Below are 19,217 nucleotides of genomic sequence, written 5' to 3'. Positions count from 1 at the left end.
TAAGACTTTATAACGAAGCTTTGGGTTCAGAAAAACATGGGATATTTTCAAAAGGGGCCAGGTGACGCTCCGTGCAAACAAAAGCAGGCGGATTAGACAGGATATTACTCTTGTCTAATCCGCCTATGATCATATCGAAGCCGCTAGCTAATTTTTATTCTTGATAAATCCTGCTCTTATTTATCCTCTACCCAGACGCGCATTTCTCCCTCGCCTCGATTAGCCCATGCGTAGTACGGGATAAATTTCATCTTTATTTTGCTCTCTTCCAGCACAGCGTCACGCTTGTACAATTCCTCTCCCCAATCGTTTGCATTGTGTTTTACTCCGGTAGTGGTAATGGTCCGTACGCCATGGAATAAGGCTGGATCTTCCTCTACTACAAACTTGGCATCTCTTGGCAAGCTGAATTGATGCAAATTCGATCCGTTATCGATCTCTTCCAAACAATATACAAACGGACCGCGTTGAATAGCTACTTTTCCTGCCGTTTGACGTACCAAAGGATGGCCCTTCATTCGGGCAACCTCCATTGGAAGCACAAGTTCAATCTGATCTCCTGTCTTCCATGAACCTTCCAGCATCGCATAGCCGTTAACAATCAGCCCATCCAATGACTGCTCAACACCATTAACTGAGACTGAAGCATTCTCGCACCATGCTGGAATTCGAAGCGCTAACGTGAAATCAGTGACTTGAGCCGCTCTAATGGCAAAACGAATATTACCTTCCCAAGGGTAATTGGAATCTTGCTTAATAAGAATCTGATTTCCATTCAAGTCAACCTTAGCTTCCCCACTGATATAAAGGTTGGCATATACAGTTCTTTCTCGTACTGTATACACGTATTGGCTGAGCGATGCTAACAAGCGGGCTACGTTGGGCGGACAACAAGCACATCCGAACCAGCCCTGCCGAGTTGTTTTGACATGACTGTAGTTCTGATTAGCTTTGCAAGCGTCAGGATGAACCTCAAGCGGATTAACGTAAAAGAAACTCTTACCATCCTGAGACATCCCGGCTATAACTGTATTATATAAGGACCTTTCCAATGCATCTGCATAACGACGATCGGCTTGCAGCAATAACATTCTTTGGGCAAAAAAGACTAAGCCAACGGAAGCACATGTTTCCGCATAAACCGTGTCATTGGGCAAGTCGTAATCTGTGCTAAATGCTTCTCCATGACTTTGAGAGCCAATCCCCCCGGTAATATACATCTGCTTTTTTTCCATGTTGTCCCAAAGTCTTTCACAGGATGCAAACAATTCAGGGTCGCCTGTGACAGCAGCCAGGTGTGCCATTCCCGTACACATATAAACAAACCGAACTGCATGCCCCACCGCTTTATCTTGCTTATGTATTGGTGCATGAGCCTGGCTATATTCTTTATTTTTAGTCATCCCCTCACCGAAATGGGTGACGCCGCCACGCTTGTTGAACTCGATTTCATAAAAATGCGGCTCCTGCCCTCTCTCTTGAAGAAAGAACTGACATAGTTTCATATAATCCTTGTTTCCAGTCACTTCATATAACTTCATCAATGCCAATTCAATTTCCTGATGTCCATCATAGCCTTTCAGCTGGTCCGGCCCCGGACCAAAAACTTTGCAGAGATAATCAGCAAATTTACAGACCACATCAAGTATCTTCTGCTTGCTTGTCGCTTTATAATAAGCAACTGCTGCTTCGATCATGTGACCTGCACAATACAACTCGTGACATTCAGTCAGATTAGTCCACCGATTTCCGGGTTCTTTCAATGTATAATACGTATTTAAATATCCGTCTTCCAATTGGGCTTTAGCGATAATATCAATAACTTCGTCCGCAATTTGCTCCAATTGGGGGTCAGGTTCAGCAGCAAGCAAATAGGCTGCAGCCTCAAGCCACTTGGCCACGTCAGAATCCTGGAACACCATGCCATAAAAATCGCCTTCTTCAAGTCCTGCTGCAATCTTGAAGTTTTTAATCGCATGGCTAGGCTCTGCATCTGGAATAAGATCGTTAAGTGCGTTCCATTGGTAAGGAACGACTACATCCCGGACAAGGTTAATATATCTTGACCAGAATGGGTCGCTAATTTGTACATCGGTCAAAGGCAGCATTTTCGATTTAAAATCTAAACGGTTCATTAAATTTCTCCCCTCACGGTACATAAAGTTTTCTATGAAGTACTTGGTTCGATAATTACAGTATATGCCCGTGAGTTGGCATTGTCGGTAGTTCAAGCGTGATATTAGGTGTACGATATTGACCTTTATTTTGTATTAAACTATGCTAGCTTCAGATAGGATTATTCCGGGAGGCTTAACGGATCCATGCAATTTATCACAACAAATATAACAAAACCTTTGGAGTTTATATCCTGCGGACAATTTATCTCTGAACTTCCGTGGTTACACGCTAAACGTACGATCAATAACTTCGAAATTATTATTGGAATCAAACAAACCCTGTACATTCAACAGGCCGGTGTTCAATACGAAGTGAAACCTGGTAATGTGCTGCTGCTCCAACCAGACGTAACACATCTAGGTTATAGAGAAAGCGAAAAAGGGCTGTCCTTTTATTGGTTTCATTTTAATTTCCCCCAAGATTATCAATTCATTGATTCTGATCTTATGAATGAAAAAAAACGGTGCTTACGCAATGATCCTGATTCACAATCTAAAGCTGACGAAGTATTTATTCCAATCTTCTCGGCACCTCATAGCATAGAGAGAATAAATATATTATTCCACCAGTTGCTGCACACGGTACAATCAAATTACTATACCAATTACAGCACCTACTATTTACTGACTTCCCTAATCATTGAGCTTTCTGAACAAACAATAACTGATTTTAATATCTTGAAAAACGAGGATGGAAGAAAAGCGAACCTTGAAAAAATTATAGAGTGGACACGAATTCATGCTCTGAATAATCTCACCGTTGCTATGGTTGCCGACAAATTCAATTACAACAAAGCTTATCTTTCTCGATATTTTAAAAAAGGTACAGGGATGAATCTGCAAGAATATATCCATCTTCAGAAAATTGCGAAAGCAAAGGATTTATTGTCTCGCAGCATGTTAAGCATAAAAGAAGTCTCTTCAGCAGTCGGAATCCCAGACGAGAAATATTTCATGAAATTGTTTAAGAAGTATGAGAATATAACCCCCACAAATTTCAGACAGGCTTATACCAAAACATACATGAATAATGATTGACAAAAAAGAAGGTCGAATGTAATACAATCACATAAGTACAAAAGCGGGACCGCCTGTAGAATGCGGTCCCGCTTTTGTTTGCCATAGCCCCGGCTATTGCTCGGTGCTTCTCTCCTCAGGTCCGACCCTGAAGGTTTCGCCGTATTTCAGCACCCGGATCTGTTCCTCCTGGATGCCAAGCCGGGCGCGTTCTGCTTCCATCCGCTCCAGGGCCTCCTGTGCCGTATCATCCGCCAGCTTGAAGGTTCCGTAGTGCATCGGAATCATCGTCTCGGCCTCCACATCCAGAAATGCTTGCAGCGCCTCTTCCGGATTAACGTGCTGGGAGGTCATGAACCATTCGGGTTCATAGGCCCCGATCGGCATAAGTGCAATATGAATGTTAAAGCGCCGTCCGATATCTTTAAAGCCCGGAAAATATCCGCTGTCACCGGCAAAATACAGATTCGGGGGCAGCAGTCTGGTCTCGTCCCTGCTTCCGGTATGCGGCTCCAGTACAAAGCCGCCCCAGTGAGACGTATTCGTATCAAATGGTGTGCGCCGTGTCCAGTGCTGGGTGGGCACAAAAGAAATGTCGACATCCCGGATTGTTATGGTTTCCCACCACTGCATCTCAATGACCCGCCGAAAGCCTTTGGCCATCATTTTCTTGCGAAGGCCGACCGGCACGACAATAGTTGTATCAGCCCGGTAAAGCTTCCGGATCGAAGCCACGTGCAGATGATCATAATGGGAATGCGAGATGAGAATCACATCCAGCGGTGGAATGTCCGTAATCGGAATCCCGGGTTCCCCCAGCCGCTTGGTAAACGCCATACGCTTGGCCCATACCGGATCCGTAACAATGTTCAGCCCTTCATACTGGATAAAGAAAGTCGCATGTCCCACCCAGGTCACAGAGGTTTCATGCCGGTTGCCATGTAAATAATCCAGGTCCGGCGACATATTCGGAATGACGTAGGAGTAATCTTTTCGCTTCAGCTTCCGCTCCTCACGCCATTGTCTGAACTGTTTCAATGTCTTATCCGTACTCACATTATCAATATTGTTATACCTTATTCTAGGCATGCTCCCCCTCCTTCCCACACCTTTATTTTAACCCTTTTTCAGGAAACCCTTCAATTACACCCTTATTCTGACGGATCTTTATATTTCATCGCATATACAACCATAAAAGCTACGGATGCTGCAACGGTCAGCAGCGGTGCAATAAAAATATTAAAATCCTCCATGCCCTTACCTCCTCTTCGCAGGTTCGCCCTGTACATAGTTCGCATTAAACAGAAACAGCTTGAGCAGCAGAATCAGAGACGGAATCAACACGAGCAGTCCCAACACGAATGCACTGATCATCGCTACAGCCATCGTGTCGTTGGTAATACTCTCATTCACACTGATCTGTTTGTACAATATGTACGGCAGATGCGAACGTCCATAACCATACCAGGCGAAAGCAAACTGCAAAATGACGAAGATAAACGAGAGCCCCAGGCGTTCCCGCTTCCACACAAGATACACGGCCAGCAAAAAACATACAAAGGAGGCGATAAACATCCAACTCATGTTCAGCATGGATTGAAAATGCTCCGGATTTTGCCGGTTAATCTGAAAAAAAGCGAGCAGAGATGCAGCGATGGTCGGTCCGCTCCACATCAGCGCATATCCGCGCACCACATGAAAAGCTGCGGTGTCGCCGGCCCGGTCCGCATAATAACACAAGAACATCGCGGAAATATAGAGCACACTTACGAGCGCCAGCAGGATGACCGACCACGTATACGGGTTCATAAAGAAATTTACCCAGCTTAGCCCCACCTTACCCTCCGATTCGTAAATGATTCCACCTTCGGAGATCGCTAAAATGGTGGACAGGGCTGCTGGAATCAGCAAACCGGTTGCACCGTACACCGCCATATATATTTTATTATGTTCCTTATGGTGACCATAAGTATTGTACGCATAATAAGCTCCACGAAGCGCCAGCAGGACGGTTGCCAGACTGCCGGGCACCAGCAGCGCCGTACCATAGTAATAAGCAGCATCGGGAAAAAAAGCAACCAGCCCCACCACAAAAAAGATGAGAAACACATTGGTCACTTCCCATACAGGTGAAAGATAACGCTGAATAATGTTGTGTATTTTGTTCTCATGACCAGTCAGCACACTGTAAAAGCTGAAAAATCCCGCTCCGAAGTCAATCGAAGCGATGATGAGATAGCCGAACAAGAAGGTCCATAACACCGCGATAGCTGCTAATCCATAACTCATGATTCCCGCCCTCCCTGTTCATCCCAGCCCAGCTGCTTCAACTCTTCCTCTGCATTCTTGTTGCGGAACAGGCGGCTCAGCACCTTCACGGCCGATACGGTCAGCACCAGATAAAGTAGAATAAACAGCACCAGCATCCAGCCTACACTTGGAGACGTGGTGGCCGCCTCCGCCACTTTCATATATCCCCTGACAATCCACGGCTGTCTGCCGATTTCAGCCAGAAACCAGCCCAGCCAGATGGCTACCATCGCCGATGGACCCAGAGCGAGTATCGCAATTAGCAGCCACTTAGGATACGGTTTTTTGCCGGGCAGCTTCCTGCGAAACATGTACAGCAGCGGGATCAGGACAAGCAGGACACCATTGGTTACTTTTAAATCGAAGAAATAATGAATCATAAGCGGGGGACGTTCATCCTCAGGGAACTCATTCAGCCCGATCACTTCAGTATTTGGCCGGTTGCCGGCCAAAATGCTTAGCGCGTAAGGGATTTTAAGGGCATATTTGATATCGTTGTTCTCATCCAGAACACCGCCGTAGATCAGCGGAGCCTCTGTCATCGTATCAAAATGCCACTCCATGGCCGCCAGCTTCTCCGGCTGAAACTTGGCCAGGAATTTACCGGAGAAATCGCCGATGGTGATAGTCGCAATGGCGAAGACAAAGGTGGAGATGACGGTAAGCTTCAGCGCTTTTTTGAAATAGACGTGTTTGCTGCCGCGCAGCAGGCTGTAGGCTGCAATGCTCGCCAATGCTGCTGCACTGGTCGTATATGCGGAAGCCAGTACATGGGCCACCTTGCTTGGTGTCGCCGGGTTCATCATGGCAATAAAAGGATTCACGTTGGTAAACACCCCGTTGACCCATTCAAAGCCCTGAGGCTGGTTCATAAAAGCGTTCATGCTTGTAATAAAAAAAGCCGACGCCGATGATCCGATCGCGACGGGAATCAGCAGCAGCAAATGCGTATACTTGCTCTTAAAACGGTCCCACGTATACAGGTAGATTCCGAGAAAAATTGCCTCTACGAAAAAAGCGAAGGTCTCCATAAACAGAGGCAGCGCTATAGCCTTGCCTGCTACACGCATAAAGGTCGGCCACAGCAGGCTCAGCTGGAGCCCGATCGCCGTGCCGGTCACCACACCGACAGCGACGGTGATCACGTAACCTCTGGCCCATCTGCGGGCGAGAAGCGTGTAGTGCATATCACCGGTGCGGATCCCCCTCCACTCCGCCAATGCCAGCATCACGGGAATGCCGACACCGATCGTCGCAAGAACAATATGTACAAATAACGTGACTGCTGTTAATATCCGGCTCATCAGAACGGGATCCAGAGAAGACATCATGTTCACTCCTTATAGGGATTATCGCTGTACCCGCCCATGCAAACAGGAACGGATCGTTTAGGCTCTAGCCAAAATAATGCATATACCGGATAAACGCCTTGACCGTGGCGTACAGCATAATCGCTGCTGCTGCAAAGCATACGGCCGCAAGCTTTTTTTCCTGCTGTACATTCACAGGTTAAACCTCCTTGGAAAGCACTCTTTTATCTTCCATTCATCTCAGCATGTCTGCTGTCGTATACAGTTTGACAATCCCTTCCTCTTTTTATCCGAGAATTTAGAAAAATGATCTAAGTCCCCATTCGAAAGACTGAAAGAAAGCAGGGGCTGTTTTTTCCTGCCCTGAAAGAGGTACAATATAGAGATGAAGGAAAAGGAGGTACAGCACATATGAAAATTACATTTATAGAGCCTACCCCGAGTCCAAACTCGATGAAGCTTCATCTTGATGAATCCCTGGAATCGGGAATCCGAAAAACCTATACATTGGAGAATGAGCGCTCTGCCCCTTCGTGGATCCGCGAGCTGCTTCATATTCCGGGGGTGAAAAGCATCTATCATACCCTGGACTTTATCGCATTGGACCGAAAAGGAAATGCCGACTGGAAGACAATTCTGGCAGAGGTGCAGGAGAAATTCGGACAGGAAGGCCTCAGTGCAGGCCTGACCGAAGAGGATGAAGAAGCTGCATTTGGTGAAGCGGAGGTATTCGTACAGTTTTTCCGCAGCATTCCGATGCAGATCCGGGTAAAAAGCGGCAGCCGGGAGGAACGAATTGGCCTGTCCCAACGGTTTACAGAGGCGGTCACGCAGGTGGCTTCTACTACGATGATCAAGGAGCGCAAGCTGAAAGATTACGGTGTGCGTTACGGCGAGCTGGAAGATATCGCGCGGGAAGTAGAGCAGGAGCTGGAGGCTGCTTATCCTCAGAAACGCTTGGACAAGGTGGTCTCTCAAGCCATTGCCCATGGTGCTGCCGAGGAAGAATTCGTGGAGCAGCGGCGACAGCTGACAGATCAGGAGATGGAAGCTGCCCTGAAGGATCCAGATTGGCGTGTCCGCTATGCCGCTATTGATGTTCTGGAACCGGAGGAAAGACATATTCCTCTGCTGCAGGCTGCGCTGAAGGATGACAAAATGCAAATACGGCGCATGGCTGTTGTCTATCTTGGAGATCTCCGTACGCCTCAATCCATGGAGCTGCTGTATCAAGCTATGTCCGACGAATCACCAGCCGTGCGCCGGACTGCGGGCGACACCCTCTCAGACATTGGCGATCCGGCAGCTACTCCGGTCATGATGCAATCCCTGAAGGACAACAGTAAGATCGTCCGCTGGCGCGCTGCCCGCTTCCTGTATGAAGTCGGCACCGAGGAAGCGCGTCCAGCGCTGGAAGAAGCCTCATCCGATCCGGAATTTGAAGTCAGCCTCCAGGCCCGCATGGCGCTGGAGAGAATTGAGTCCGGTGAAGAAGCTGCCGGCACCGTATGGCAGCAGATGGCGAAGCGGACCAAAGAGTAACACGCAGTGTTAGAAATAACCATTGATTCTATCTGAATGCATCCCTTATACTAAGACTCTCTTTAAGGAACTGAATAAAGGATAGCCTCATCATGCCATGATGAGGTAGAGGTTGCGAATGTGATGAGTAGGCATGTCGAGGTGAGGAGTTGCCGTAGAAGCATGCTTGAAAGGCATTTTCGCCGAAGCTGGCCTGCGCACTCCTGCGCCGCCGGCTGGGGCCGGTCCCGAACAGGGACGGAACTGTCACGGTCAAGCGACTGAGCCTGATCGTGTTGTGCTATCTTAGTGGATGGATTGATGCTGCATTTTGACAAGGTCTGCAGTAATTACTGCGGCCTTGTTTTGTTGTTCTCCCCTGTTTTAACGGGATTTTTTACAGAAAGAAGGAGTGTAATACCATGAGACGCAAGAAAGCACCTGCGACCTCACTTAAACCCAGCTTCAAAGCCCGGCATATGACGATGATCGCCCTTGGCGGTTCCATTGGCACGGGATTGTTTCTTGCCAGCGGCGGCGCTATTGCTTCAGCCGGTCCCGGTGGAGCCCTTCTGGCTTATGCCGCTGTCGGATTGATGGTGTATTTTCTGATGACGAGTCTTGGTGAACTGGCCACCTTTTTACCGGATTCCGGTTCGTTCAGCACATATGCGACCCGTTATGTAAGCCCGGCCTTCGGCTTCGCCGTGGGATGGAACTTCTGGTACAACTGGGCGGTTACCATTGCCGCAGAGTTGGCCGCTGCCACCGTCATCATCAAGTTCTGGTTTCCGGACAGCCCTTCGTTCCTGTGGAGCCTGCTCTTCCTGGGCATTATGTTCGGGCTGAACATTTTATCGGCAAAAGGGTACGGCGAATCCGAATATTGGTTTGCGATCATCAAGGTCGCCACGGTCATCATATTCCTGATCATTGGAGTCATGATGATCTTCGGCATCCTTGGCGGTGAAGCTGTCGGATTCACTAATTTCAACCTGGAAGGCGGAGCCATGCACGGCGGATTTTTCGCGCTTGTCGGGGTCTTTATGGCTGCAGGGTTTTCCTTTCAGGGCACCGAGCTGATCGGCGTCGCTGCCGGTGAAAGCGAAAATCCCCGCCAGAACGTTCCGCGGGCCATTCGTCAGGTGTTCTGGCGCATCCTGATTTTCTACATTTTCGCTATCCTTGTCATCGGGCTGCTGATACCTTACACCGATCCGAGCCTGCTGCAGTCGGGGGTTAATGACATCAGCGTCAGCCCGTTCACGCTCGTCTTTGAGAAAGCGGGTCTGGCCTTTGCAGCCTCCGTGATGAACGCCGTAATACTCAGTTCCGTGCTGTCAGCAGGGAACTCGGGGATGTATGCATCCACCCGGGTGCTCTATGCGATGGCGAAAAAAGGCATGGCGCCGCGAATACTCAGCCGCTTGAACAGTCGGGGCGTTCCCGTTGCCGCACTGATCGTCACCGCATCTGTCGGTATGCTGGCCTTTCTGGCTTCGTTCTTCGGAGACGGCGTCGTCTATATCTGGCTGCTGAATGCCTCCGGCATGTGCGGTTTTATCAACTGGCTGGCGATTGCGATCAGCCACTATCGCTTCCGCAAGGCTTATGTGGCGCAGGGCCGGGACCTCAATGACCTGCCATTTCGGGCACGGTGGTTCCCGTTTGGCCCACTATTCGCCTTTGTGCTCTGTCTGGTTGCCATTGTCGGCCAAGGCGATTTCAGCGGTGATACCAGCTGGTCCACCCTGTTTGCGACTTATATCAGCGTACCGTTATTTTTCGCCATCTGGTTTGGGTATCGTCTGGTCAAGAAGAGCAGAATGGTCAAGCTGGAGGACTGCGACTTCCAGTCACCTGTGAATTAGTTTATCTTGTTCGTTTCGACACCCAGAGGGGGCTGTCTCCAAGGATCTCGGATCTTTGTGGGGCGGTCCCCTTTTGCTGCTTACTGTATGCGCTTGGGGGTACGAACCATTTCGGTTCCTTCAGCAAAGAGATCGCGGAATGTGGCTCGATGTATGTGGAAAACCACATACATTGCAGCGTTCGGGCGAGACTTAAGCCGCTCGCGCGAGGTTGGAGAGCGGTAGCTACCTGGAGGGATCGACGAGTTATCAGGCCATAGCAAACAAAATGGGAATACGAAGTTGCACACAACTTAAAACGTGGGTGAGAAAGTATCGAATTGGTGAGGAATTCGATACGCGAAAAGGCTCCAGTGGTCCCTTAAAAGGGCGCCCTCGTACGACATTCTCAAGAGCTCAAAGAACACATGATGGCTACTCACTTGGCACATCCGTATTTTAGCTATCCTCGGATGGTAACAGCTCTCTGGGAAGCAGGTTACCGTGTCAATCACAAAAAGGTATGTCGTTTGATGAAAGAACTGTCGATACAGTCCGTGATCCGAAAGAAACGAAAATCATCCAATTATTCACCATCCGTGGTGTACCCTAACCGACTCAAACGTCAGTTTCATGCTACGGCCCCGGGACAAAAAATGGTGACGGATATTACCTATATTTCTGACAAAACACACTTTTATTATTTGTCCGTAATTCAAGATCCATCAAGCCGTTGAAGATTACATCTACTTTTACAACTACCAGCGCTTTCAGGCAAAACTCAAACAGCGCGCGCCGATTGAGTACCGACACGCGCTGGCTGCTTAGTCTTTTTCATCTGTCTACTTGACAGGGATAATCCGGATCACCAGGATATGGTGACCTTCAGATCATCACTGTCCTCAAATTGTTGATGATAATACCGGATCGCGCCTACCCCTGCCTTGCGCTGCAGTTCCTGAAGCAGCCCCATTAAACCGGCTTCTTTTCCGTCATAACGGAACACCAATTCATGCTTCCCCTCCCGGTTTGCAGCAGTCACCTTAGGTTTAAGATCGTTGTAGGAGCGAACGATGGATTTAGGATCATGCAGGTGATACTCCAGTTCCTTCATCAGCTTCCGGTAGACAGCAGCCTTCGATGATTGCTGCGCAGCCAGAGTGCCCAGGGTCGCTCGATAGGAGGTGCCGGCAGTCGGATAGGTTTTGGTCCAGGAGTGATCCTTGGCCATTTGAGCATCGCTTCGCAGATAATGATTATACGATACCTTGCCTTCCCGGTTAGGGACCGGGTCATTCCAGGTTGTATCCAGGTGATACCATTTACCATCTAACAAGACGAGGTTCCAGGCATGCAGCTGTCCTTGGGGATTAACCGAAGAATACGCCGTGCCTTCCACAATTTTGTTCTGAATCCCGGCCTCTTTCAGCAGCTTATAGGTTAAAAGCGAATAACCCTGGCACACGGTACTGCCGGTACTGAGCCCATCGTAAGCTGTATATTTCTTAAGAGAAGTATCATATTTCAGATTAAGCACAACCCAATCGTTGATGACTTTAATCTTTTCATGATTGTTCATGCCAGGCTTGATAATTTCGGCAAGGATCTGTTTGACCTCACGGTCGACATAACGGGTCTGCTCTGCCGTTTCGCGGTACGTCAAACGAACTGTCACGTCGGCAGATGTAGACGTCCCCCGGTAATCATAGCTGTAGCTGGCAATCGTATAGTGTATGTAAGGATCACTGGCCATCGCTTGGTCCAGCGCGTCCTTGAGATGAGATTTGAGCGATTTAGTCTGGCCTTGAAATACAAACCGAAGAGTGGATTCCCTGCTGTTCATAGCACCCAGCAGCTTTTGCTGGATGGCACTGACGGATTTGACGACCGTTTTATCAGGTGTCGCATACACATCACTGACTTCCGTGGATTCCGGTACGGCAGCCACCGTAACGGCCAAGGTTCCAACGAGCATCAGCTTTGTCAGCAGCGTGCGGTTTCTTTTCATGGTATCCCTCCATTTCTCTTCGTCGTATGCACTGCTTATATTGTAACACATTGATTCGTATCTAAAAGTCTTATTCCTGTGGCGAATGAAGAGAGATTTACCTGCTTCTTCGTTGAACATGTCGTCTGCACAAATCAAAAAGTGGCAATACAGGATTAGTCTCCTGCAATCGCCACTTCTTTGTGTTTAAACTACCAGTAATAATTCTCGTTCAAAAAGTTATCGCTTTTACCTGCCATAGCCGCCAAGCGCACAAGCACTTCCGCTGCTTCGGCTTTGGTGACGATGCGCTCAGGCATAAATTTGCCGCCCTCTAAAGGAAGCAGACCCAGCTTCACGGCAATAATAACCGCTCCGCGGTTCTTTACTGCGTCCCCATCACTGGCACCAGGGATGCTGTCATTTGAATTAAACGAAAGCGACAGCTTATCGTATTTCAGCATCTGCATCAGCCGCAGGGCCAATTCATCCCGTGTAAGCTTGCGCTCCGTGCTGAATGAAGGCTCTGCTGTGTAGGGAAGCCAGTTCCGGCTGACCAGCATTTGTACAGCCGGGTAATAAGGAGAATCCGGCTGAAGATTTCCATATGGCTCGGACGAGCTGCCTCCCGGTTCAAGATCCGGATATACGGACCGGGCAGCCATAGTAAACCAGTCACCTGTTGACAGCTCCGCATCCGGATAGACCTTTCCATCCTGATCCGGCTGAATGACTCTGAATTTCAGGAGCTTATCCAGTGCCTTATATGATGTGTGACCCTGAATATCCACTGCAGCTGCTGCGGAGCCCGCACCATAGCTTACAATCTCGCGCCACTTCCCGGACACTGCATCCAGCGGGGTGATCTGGCTGAAATATTCTTGATTATTATGGTTTACGGGTACATAAACCAGCTTAAGGCCCAGAGGCTCGTTAGCATTGCCGCTGAAGTAGCCGCCGTATTGAGCAAATTTCAGTTTCAGTTCAATTTCATCCAGATAGGCTTTCTTTGCCTGTTCTGCAGTAATTGTCGTCTTGCTGTCCTTCGGCAGATCCTTGGGATCAAGGTTCGAGGAATTATAAAAATCGATTATCTTTCCTTCTCCATCTATACTGACGTTAACAGACTCTCCCCAGATCTTGTGACCACCTGCGTAGCGATTGAAGCTGAAGTGAAAACGTTTCTCTTGAGCTTCTTGAATCGGTTCGTTTATATTTGTCAGCTTGTAATCCCTGGCTGCGTCCGGCACCAGCTTCTTCACCAAGTCAATCGCCGTTTTCTTTGCCTGCTCTGAGGATATCTTCACCGGAGCCGGCTGACTCGCTTGATCCGAACTTTGAACGTCCAGATATGTATATTGGTGAACATTATAAATCTGTCCGGTGGCCGCGTTGACTTCCGCAGAAATCTGGCTGCCCAAGCCTCTCCGCTGATCACTGGATGCCCAGTACAGCGACCAGACTTCCGTCTCACTGTTCCAGCGGTTTCCAAGGGTAGACGATTCCAGTTTATAATTCTTCGGGATGGCAAAGTGGGCCTCCACCAGACCAGCCGCTTCTTTCCCGCTTGTCAGCGGCTTCGCTGCAGGCTGGAATGGTTTGGCCTGGCTGAGTATATCAACGGGATCGATGATCACCCGTCCACTTGAAACACCCGCCGCATCAAAAGGTTTGCCGGTTGCAGCATCCAGTGCTGCCTGGGAGCGTTCATCCGGCACCCATGCCAGGAAGTAAGGTCCGGTTTGCCGGCCTGAATAAGAAACCGGCATGTACACAAGTTCAGGCGTAAACTGAGTCTCATACTGTTTACGGATGAGCTCAGCGGAAATACCTGGCTTGGTCGTATCCGGTTTCACAGTAGATTGCATGCGGTCCAGCATCGTTACATTGCCATGCTGATCCATGGCAATTCGGATCGTATCACCATCAGACGGAATGCCATCATAAGTACCCTGGAAATAAAAATGATAAGTCACAGGACTGAACAGGGATTGATAATTTTCTATGTTAGGCTGACTATTTGTCCATTCCTTTATGTCAATGCCGCGGACGTTCTTCGTAATCCACTCCAGCGATAATTTCTCCGCCTGCTCCTTGGTAAGCTCAGCATCCCCGCTGTTCTGCTCCCCGAAAAGGATCCGCGGAAGATGAATAGAGAGCAAATCACCCGTCACCGCATCGACGGTAGCGTTAAATCCGGTACCAGAATTTCCTCTTTGGTATGACCATTGAAGATCCCATACACTTCGGTTTGAGCCCTGGTTGGACTCCCGGTACTCAGCCCGATTCATTTTGGCTTGATCCAAAACTGGAAACAGCTTTCTGACATTCTGCTCTGCTTGTTTGGCCGATACTTTTGCACCTTCAGGTGCAGCCTGTTCACCTTTATCGACCACAGCCTGCGGTTCCCCGGCCGCTTCAGCCAGCTTGCTCTTTACATCATCCCCCAGCCCGGCTCCCCATGCCGGTTGTACCAGACATAACATGGCCGTCACAGCACATACCGTGGATTTAAGCCGAAGTGCGTTCTTTCTATTCCTTGTGTTACTCAATACTCCCTCTCCCTTCACTACTATACTTGCATTGATTTTCATTGCGTTACAAATTATACCATACTATACATTTACCTTCCTTATGACCTTGGTCTCAAAAAAAGGTCCTCATTTTCTTCTAACATTTATATATCGACATTAAAAGCCAGTTTAAGGGATACTGATTGATCCCTAAGTATGTAATTCACGCATTTCAAACCTAAAAAAAGCAGGTCCCCTGCAGTACTCTGCAAGGGACCCGCTTAGATAACTAAAATTTAATTCCTTTTAACGGAATTTCGCCAGTGCACTGCTCAGCTCACGGGTACGATGATATACCTCTTGATAAAGCCCGAAGAGTTCCTCATACTTTTCCGCTGCCTGCGGCTGTGGAGTATAGCGTTTGGATTCCCGGAGAAATTCTGCCGCACAAGCCTGCAGGCTTGGGAACCAGCCGCTGCCATAGGCCGCCAGCATGGCTGCGCCCATAGCAGGCCCCTGTTCGCTTTCGAGCTTGACGATGTCAGCATTGAAAATATCTGCCTGCATTTGAAGCCATGCTTCGTTCTTCGCACCTCCGCCAATGGAGATGACGGTATCGATTGTTTTCCCGGAATCTCTGAGTATATCGATCGATTCCCGGAGTGAGAAGGTGATACCTTCCAGCACGGCCCGGGCAAAGTGCGTAAGCTTGTGTCCTGCATCCATACCGGTAAAGGTACCGCGGATCTCCGCGTCCGGATGCGGTGTGCGTTCACCAACAATATAAGGAGTAAACAGCAGTCCGCCGCTGCCTTCCGGAATGTCCTGAACACCGCTCAGCAGCTCGTCGAACGAGATGCTCGGAGCGAATGTTTTTTTGAACCAATCCAGGCTGTATCCGGCGGCAAGCGTAACCCCCATAATATAATAGGCATTCTTCTCACCGTGATTGAAAAAATGAACTTTGCCTTCAAAATCAACCTCTTTGCGCTCTTCATAGGAAAGAACAACGCCTGAGGTTCCGATGCTGCACATCGTCTGTCCTTCTTCCAGAATGCCAGCACCGATGGCACCGCAAGCATTATCGGCACCGCCTGCATAAACACGAGTATCAGGCAGGAGCCCGGATTGGGCCGCAATTTCCGGAAGCAGTGTGCCGCAGTCTTCAAAGGATTCAACAAGCGGCGGGCACAAGGAGTGCGGAAGCTGGAATGCATCCAGAATGTCTGTACTCCAGGCTTTGCGGGCCAGATCCAGCATCAGCGTGCCGGCAGCATCAGAGTAATCCATACCGTATTGGCCGGTTAACCGGAACCGGACATAATCCTTTGGCAGCAGCATACGTTCAGCCTGCTCCAGAATCTGAGGCTCATGCTCCTGCACCCACAATATTTTCGGAAGTGTGAAGCCTTCCAGCGCCCGGTTGCGGGCAATGTCCAGCAGCTGCCCCTGAAGCGTATCTTCGATGCGGCGGCACTGGGCTGTAGTCCGTGTGTCATTCCAGAGAATAGCTGGACGGAGCACAGCCCCTTCTCCATCGACAAGCACCAATCCATGCATCTGGCCGGAAAAGCTCAGGCCTTCTACGGATTCTGGCGATGCCTTGGATTCCTCCATCAGCTTTCTCAGTGAAGTTACGGTGCCGTCCACCCAATCTTCAGGCCGCTGCTCGCTGTAGCCTGGTTTGGGCTGACTCAGCGGATAGCTTTCCGAATGCTCGGCGACTACCTCACCACTGCGGTTGACCAGCACCGTCTTCACGGCACTGGTTCCCAAGTCGACTCCGATCACATAACTCATGGGCTTATCTCCTCTTTCGTCATTACTTTACAGTCCATCCGCGTCTTAGTCTGCAAGGATGTATTGGTTCAAAATACCCTTGAGCATTTCCTGACGTCCGGACTCATTTCTGCGAGGGCTCTGATTGTTCAGCGCGTAATCAGCCAGAGAAGACAGTGTAGCTTTACCGGCTACAACGTCGGCTCCGATGCCTTCGCTAAAGCTGCTGTAGCGCTTCGCGATAAAGTCCTCAAAGACACGGTCTTCAATCAGCTTCGCTGCGACCTTAAGGCCTTTTGCATACGTATCCATACCTGCGATGTGAGCAAGGAACAGGTCCTCGTATTCGAACGACGGACGACGTACTTTGGCGTCAAAGTTCACACCGCCGCGGCCCAATCCACCATTCATCAGCACTTCATACAGTGTCAGGGTTGCATCGTAGATATTTACCGGGAACTCATCGGTATCCCATCCGATCAGCATATCGCCTTGGTTCGCATCCAGTGATCCCAGCATGTCGTTGATACGGGCAACCCGCAGTTCATGCTCAAAGGTATGGCCAGCCAGTGTTGCATGGTTAGCTTCCAGGTTCAGCTTGAAGTGCTTTTCCAGACCGTACTTTTGCAGGAATGCAATGGTCGTTGCGGCATCAAAGTCGTATTGATGCTTCGTCGGCTCTTTCGGTTTCGGTTCAATCAGGAATTGAGCATCAAAGCCGATTTCCTTCGCATAATCCACAGCCATATGGAACAAACGCGCCAGATTGTCCAGCTCGAGATTCATGTCGGTGTTGAGCAGCGTTTCGTACCCTTCGCGGCCGCCCCAGAACACATAGTTTTCCGCGCCGAGGCGTTTTCCGACTTCCAGCCCCTTCTTCACTTGGGCAGCAGCATGCGCATATACATCTGCATTACAAGTCGTTCCTGCTCCATGCATAAAACGAGGGTTAGTGAACATGTTTGCCGTGTTCCAGAGCAGCTTCTTGCCGGTCGATTTCATGTGCCCTTCGATGGAATCGACGATCGTGTCGATATTGCTGTAGAACTCGCGCAGATTACTGCCTTCCGGTGCGATATCCACATCATGGAAACAGAAGTACGGCAGGTTTAATTTCTCCATAAATTCAAAGCCGGCTTCTACGCGGGCCTTTGCCAGATCCATGCCGGAAAGATTGTCCCACGGACGAACGGCAGTTTCTGAACCAAACGGATCTGCTCCGCCTGCTGTCAGAGTATGCCAGTACGCCATCGAGAAACGAAGATGTTCTTCCATCGTTTTGCCCGCTACGACCTCTGTTGGATTATAAAATTTAAATGCATACGGATTTGTAGATTTGCTTCCTTCGAATTCAACTTTACCAATGTTGTTAAAATAGGCCATGAGATAAGTCCTCCCTATTATTATTCATAAGTGGTTAACGCTTTCAGGGATATCCTAGCACACCCAATCGACTTTGTCTATTGGTTAAACAAAGTAATTTAGCAATCCTCTCACGCTTGGACTATCGGTTGCTTTTTCTCTTTATTCATCCTAGACTAGGAAAATATTGAGTATCTGCTTACAAGTAAGGATGATGAACATGACAAGCATTACCGGTGATCAAGCGCTGGTGAAAAAAATAAATACATCCATTGTGCTGAATACGATTACCCGCTATGCCCCTCTGTCCCGAGCCAAAGTATCCGAACTGACCGGTTTAAATAAAGCTACCGTATCTAATCTGGTACAGGAACTCTGTGATCATCATCTGGTCGAAGAGATTGGACCTGGTGAATCCAGAGGCGGCCGCAAGCCGCGGCTGCTGCTGTTTAATGGCAAAGCCGGCTGTGCCGTTGGCATCGAGATCCGCCTGACCCAGATGGTCGGCGTATTGACAGACCTGGAAGGAAACATCCTGGCAGAAGAAGAAAAGCAGCTGGAGCGTCATGATCTGTCCTTTGTGCTGGAGACCATGACGCAAATGATCCAGGCGTTGATGGGAATGGCCCCCGCCTCCCCTTACGGCGTTGTTGGTGTCGGGGTTGGTGTGCCGGGCATGGTAGACGGTGAGGGGAATATTTTGTACGCTCCCAACCTGGGTTGGGAAATGGCCCCGATGCGCCAGCTTCTGGAGGACAAGCTTGGCATCCAGGTGACGATTGATAATGAAGCAAATGCGGGGGCGCAAGGCGAGTTCCGGTTCGGTGCCGGGCGTGATGCGAAGCATCTGCTGTACATCAGCGCCGGCAGCGGAATCGGATCGGGCATTATTATTAATGGCGAGCTCTATAAAGGAGCCCGTGGATATGCCGGAGAAACCGGCCATATGACCATTGAAGCTGACGGACGGGCATGCACCTGCGGCAATCGGGGCTGCTGGGAGCTTTATGCTTCTGAAAAAACCTATGCTTCAGCCGCTCCTCCGCTTCCCTCCCGGCATACCAGGGAACTGGTCTCTCATGCGCAGCATGAGCATCCCCAGGTTGTCCGGCACTTTGCGGATATGGGACGGTTTCTCGGCGTTGGGATCACCAATCTGGTTAACAGCTTTAACCCCCAGCGCGTGGTGATTGGCGGACCGCTTGCTGATGCCCGTCCATGGATCGCAGGTGCCATGGAAACGGTGGTTTCCCAGCGGACACTCCCGTATCACCGGGAAGTTATGGAGATCACGTTTGCCGAATTAGGCAGTCGGTCCACCGTCATTGGTGCGGCTTACTCCGCCATCTCTCTTTTTCTGGGACCGGTTCGAGTAAGCACTATGTAAATCC

The 19,217-nt window shown here is 49.4% G+C and carries 14 protein-coding genes, 1 pseudogene and 1 riboswitch; of the genes and pseudogenes, 6 read left to right on the top strand and 9 right to left on the bottom strand.

Features of this window, described 5'->3' with window-relative positions; translation table 11 throughout:
* Window positions 1-176 precede the first annotated feature (176 nt).
* The gene (locus HII30_RS16015; RefSeq protein ID WP_246246534.1) at window positions 177-2,135 is read right to left on the bottom strand and encodes a glycoside hydrolase family 127 protein; all 1,959 of its coding nucleotides are present in this window, start codon (window positions 2,133-2,135) and stop codon (window positions 177-179) included.
* A 186-nt stretch (window positions 2,136-2,321) separates the two neighbouring features.
* On the opposite strand from HII30_RS16015, the gene HII30_RS16010 reads away from it, so the two are divergent.
* Complete coding sequence (locus HII30_RS16010; RefSeq protein ID WP_169506052.1) at window positions 2,322-3,215, top strand: AraC family transcriptional regulator; 894 nt, start codon at window positions 2,322-2,324, stop codon at window positions 3,213-3,215.
* A 93-nt stretch (window positions 3,216-3,308) separates the two neighbouring features.
* On the opposite strand, the gene HII30_RS16005 is transcribed toward HII30_RS16010, so the two are convergent.
* The 4 genes from HII30_RS16005 to HII30_RS15995 all read right to left on the bottom strand — a co-directional run bounded on the left by HII30_RS16005 (window position 3,309) and on the right by HII30_RS15995 (window position 6,832).
* Window positions 3,309-4,283, bottom strand: coding sequence for an MBL fold metallo-hydrolase (locus HII30_RS16005; RefSeq protein WP_169506051.1), 975 nt, complete (start codon window positions 4,281-4,283; stop codon window positions 3,309-3,311).
* Window positions 4,284-4,345: 62 nt separating this feature from the next.
* A complete protein-coding gene (gene cydS, locus HII30_RS22025) occupies window positions 4,346-4,447 on the bottom strand; it encodes a cytochrome bd oxidase small subunit CydS family protein (RefSeq protein WP_425496001.1) in 102 nt (33 codons plus the stop codon).
* Window positions 4,448-4,451: 4 nt separating this feature from the next.
* A complete protein-coding gene (locus tag HII30_RS16000; RefSeq protein WP_169506050.1) occupies window positions 4,452-5,483 on the bottom strand; it encodes a cytochrome d ubiquinol oxidase subunit II in 1,032 nt (343 codons plus the stop codon).
* Complete coding sequence (locus HII30_RS15995; RefSeq protein WP_169506049.1) at window positions 5,480-6,832, bottom strand: cytochrome ubiquinol oxidase subunit I; 1,353 nt, start codon at window positions 6,830-6,832, stop codon at window positions 5,480-5,482. Before HII30_RS15995 ends, HII30_RS16000 begins: the two co-directional genes overlap by 4 nt.
* Before the next feature lie 393 nt (window positions 6,833-7,225).
* On the opposite strand from HII30_RS15995, the gene HII30_RS15990 reads away from it, so the two are divergent.
* The 4 genes and pseudogenes from HII30_RS15990 (at window position 7,226) to HII30_RS22020 (ending at window position 11,013) form a co-directional block, all read left to right on the top strand.
* Window positions 7,226-8,356: a virulence factor gene (locus HII30_RS15990; RefSeq protein ID WP_169506048.1), complete on the top strand. Its 1,131-nt coding sequence runs from the start codon at window positions 7,226-7,228 to the stop codon at window positions 8,354-8,356.
* Window positions 8,357-8,454: 98 nt separating this feature from the next.
* Window positions 8,455-8,647: riboswitch (Lysine riboswitch) on the top strand.
* 110 nt (window positions 8,648-8,757) lie between these two features.
* On the top strand, window positions 8,758-10,206 hold the full coding sequence (locus HII30_RS15985) for an amino acid permease (protein WP_169506047.1): 1,449 nt from the start codon (window positions 8,758-8,760) through the stop codon (window positions 10,204-10,206).
* 398 nt (window positions 10,207-10,604) lie between these two features.
* Window positions 10,605-10,922, top strand: a pseudogene (locus tag HII30_RS15980) (IS3 family transposase); the annotation flags it as partial.
* Window positions 10,906-11,013, top strand: a complete 108-nt coding sequence (locus HII30_RS22020) for an IS3 family transposase (RefSeq protein WP_169506082.1) — start codon at window positions 10,906-10,908, stop codon at window positions 11,011-11,013. The pseudogene HII30_RS15980 and the gene HII30_RS22020, both read left to right, overlap by 17 nt.
* 37 nt (window positions 11,014-11,050) lie before the next feature.
* On the opposite strand, the gene HII30_RS15970 is transcribed toward HII30_RS22020, so the two are convergent.
* The 4 genes from HII30_RS15970 to xylA form a co-directional block, all read right to left on the bottom strand.
* Entirely contained in the window at window positions 11,051-12,193 is a 1,143-nt protein-coding gene (locus HII30_RS15970; RefSeq protein WP_169506045.1) for a transglutaminase domain-containing protein, read from the bottom strand.
* Window positions 12,194-12,384: 191 nt separating this feature from the next.
* Entirely contained in the window at window positions 12,385-14,724 is a 2,340-nt protein-coding gene (locus HII30_RS15965; protein WP_211184635.1) for a YcdB/YcdC domain-containing protein, read from the bottom strand.
* A 267-nt stretch (window positions 14,725-14,991) separates the two neighbouring features.
* Window positions 14,992-16,485 carry a xylulokinase gene (gene xylB / locus HII30_RS15960; protein ID WP_169506043.1) on the bottom strand — a complete coding sequence of 498 codons (1,494 nt, stop codon included), beginning with the start codon at window positions 16,483-16,485 and terminating at the stop codon, window positions 14,992-14,994.
* 45 nt (window positions 16,486-16,530) lie between these two features.
* Window positions 16,531-17,847, bottom strand: a complete 1,317-nt coding sequence (gene xylA / locus HII30_RS15955) for a xylose isomerase (protein WP_169506042.1) — start codon at window positions 17,845-17,847, stop codon at window positions 16,531-16,533.
* A gap of 199 nt (window positions 17,848-18,046) precedes the next feature.
* Between xylA and HII30_RS15950 the strand changes: the two genes are divergently transcribed.
* Window positions 18,047-19,213 (top strand): ROK family transcriptional regulator, encoded by a 1,167-nt coding sequence (locus HII30_RS15950; protein ID WP_169506081.1) that lies wholly within the window; start codon window positions 18,047-18,049, stop codon window positions 19,211-19,213.
* The last annotated feature ends 4 nt before the right edge of the window (window positions 19,214-19,217 follow it).

This window comes from Paenibacillus lemnae (assembly GCF_012933385.1).
Classification (GTDB): domain Bacteria; phylum Bacillota; class Bacilli; order Paenibacillales; family Paenibacillaceae; genus Paenibacillus_AQ; species Paenibacillus_AQ lemnae.
Note: the sequence above shows the minus strand (reverse complement) of the source record. Positions and strands in the feature narration are given on the sequence as shown.

Bases quoted from the DNA above. Each gene is read 5' to 3' on its own strand.
- HII30_RS16015 (WP_246246534.1), bottom strand. From the start codon at position 2,135: ATGAACCGTTTAGATTTTAAATCGAAAATGCTGCCTTTGACCGATGTA.
- HII30_RS16010 (WP_169506052.1), top strand. From the start codon at position 2,322: ATGCAATTTATCACAACAAATATAACAAAACCTTTGGAGTTTATATCC.
- HII30_RS16005 (WP_169506051.1), bottom strand. From the start codon at position 4,283: ATGCCTAGAATAAGGTATAACAATATTGATAATGTGAGTACGGATAAG.
- cydS (WP_425496001.1), bottom strand. From the start codon at position 4,447: ATGGAGGATTTTAATATTTTTATTGCACCGCTGCTGACCGTTGCAGCA.
- HII30_RS16000 (WP_169506050.1), bottom strand. From the start codon at position 5,483: ATGAGTTATGGATTAGCAGCTATCGCGGTGTTATGGACCTTCTTGTTC.
- HII30_RS15995 (WP_169506049.1), bottom strand. From the start codon at position 6,832: ATGTCTTCTCTGGATCCCGTTCTGATGAGCCGGATATTAACAGCAGTC.
- HII30_RS15990 (WP_169506048.1), top strand. From the start codon at position 7,226: ATGAAAATTACATTTATAGAGCCTACCCCGAGTCCAAACTCGATGAAG.
- HII30_RS15985 (WP_169506047.1), top strand. From the start codon at position 8,758: ATGAGACGCAAGAAAGCACCTGCGACCTCACTTAAACCCAGCTTCAAA.
- HII30_RS15970 (WP_169506045.1), bottom strand. From the start codon at position 12,193: ATGAAAAGAAACCGCACGCTGCTGACAAAGCTGATGCTCGTTGGAACC.
- xylB (WP_169506043.1), bottom strand. From the start codon at position 16,485: ATGAGTTATGTGATCGGAGTCGACTTGGGAACCAGTGCCGTGAAGACG.
- xylA (WP_169506042.1), bottom strand. From the start codon at position 17,847: ATGGCCTATTTTAACAACATTGGTAAAGTTGAATTCGAAGGAAGCAAA.
- HII30_RS15950 (WP_169506081.1), top strand. From the start codon at position 18,047: ATGACAAGCATTACCGGTGATCAAGCGCTGGTGAAAAAAATAAATACA.